We start from the raw sequence: 1,301 nt of genomic DNA, 5'->3' as shown, positions 1-1,301 counted from the left end.
TCTTTGCCTTCAGTGCCGCGTCGATCTTGCGTCTCGTCTTTGTCGTCATCATGCGCTCCGTCTATCAAACGGAGCAGCCCCTTCCAACTAAGCACCTGGTCCCACAATCGGGGTCCATTTCAAGCGCCCTGAGCCTCGTCAGCTTCTCGAAAGCTAACGCTGCTAGCATCAGAGAATGGGTTATCAACAGGCGATGTTACGAAGATGAACGCAGGTGCACCCGATATCGGAGCCGCGGGAAGCAATAACGGCGCGAATGTTGACGGAACCGAGGGGGGCGATGACGCCAACTCGCAGGCCATGCAACAACGCAAAGCTTTCGAAATGGCTCTTGGCATGATCGCAATGCGAATTGTCAACGATGCGCAGGCCGATCTCGACTCTGCCATGGACGATACAGAAGAGGATGTTTGAGTCGGCTCCGCCGAATCGGCAATAGCGAGCCGTGAATGGCACATCCAAACAACGGTGAGAAGAGAGGAAAGAGAGGAACTTCTCCGCAGCTGAACGATCCGCACCTCAATGGTACTGGTCGTTCAGATCGGTTGCGGTAAGTTGGCGTTACAGTCCTTAGGGTTCTTCTCGCTCCGGCCACTCCGGTCAGCCGTCTCTCGGTAGCCCAAGACATCTCGCTCGTATGTCGAACGGACTCGCCTCGCTTGGGCCAATCGCGCATCTACAAACCCGCAGGCCATAAAGGTGTCTTATAGACGAGACGCCCCCACGCATCCGTGTCGCGCCTTCGTTGCCGACTGTTAGCGGCAGAGATATGACAGCCCGATCATCGAAAACATGAGAGCGCGGCTAATGCATGGATAGCGCCAAGCGAGGCGCTTCCCTGCGCGCCCGCGCTGAGAAGAATGGGAGCGGGCGACAGCGTCCGCTCCCCTTTTCTTGAACTGCGCTCAGATCGGCCCCACCCCGCGGCCTTCGAGCAAGCGTCGAATCAGCTTGACACGCTCATTGGCGGCGATGCTCGCCTGGTTGACCTCACATCCGGATCTACGCTCATTGGCGTCGATGCTCGCCTGGTTGACCTCACATCCGGATCTATCGACCCACCCTTGACCCTGCTCATATATCGTCTGTGCACCATCCGATGTCAGCTGATCGAGGGTTCGGCCAGCATTGGACTGCGTCACCTTCAGATTGTTGGCACCATCCTTGTCGTCACCGAGCCCCTCGACAACCATGGCGTTGTCGCCGTTCGTGATGGTGAGCTTGGACGAAATGCTCTTGCCGTTGCCGTAGTCGGCCGTATCCACGGTGATCTTCGTGCCATCGTCGAGTTGCAGGGTCAT

Annotated in this window: 2 protein-coding genes; one reads left to right on the top strand and one right to left on the bottom strand. The window is 57.5% G+C overall.

The window, feature by feature from the left end:
• Positions 1-204: 204 nt before the first annotated feature.
• Positions 205-414, top strand: coding sequence for a hypothetical protein (locus YY7_RS0149900; RefSeq protein ID WP_028169432.1), 210 nt, complete (start codon positions 205-207; stop codon positions 412-414).
• 491 nt (positions 415-905) lie between these two features.
• On the opposite strand, the gene YY7_RS56260 is transcribed toward YY7_RS0149900, so the two are convergent.
• Positions 906-1,301: DUF1521 domain-containing protein (locus YY7_RS56260; RefSeq protein ID WP_035693361.1), on the bottom strand; the 396-nt coding region annotated here is incomplete at its 5' end.

The organism is Bradyrhizobium elkanii WSM2783 (assembly GCF_000472865.1).
Lineage (GTDB): Bacteria > Pseudomonadota > Alphaproteobacteria > Rhizobiales > Xanthobacteraceae > Bradyrhizobium > Bradyrhizobium elkanii_A.
Note: the sequence above shows the minus strand (reverse complement) of the source record. Positions and strands in the feature narration are given on the sequence as shown.

Bases quoted from the DNA above. Each gene is read 5' to 3' on its own strand.
- YY7_RS0149900 (WP_028169432.1), top strand. From the start codon at position 205: ATGAACGCAGGTGCACCCGATATCGGAGCCGCGGGAAGCAATAACGGC.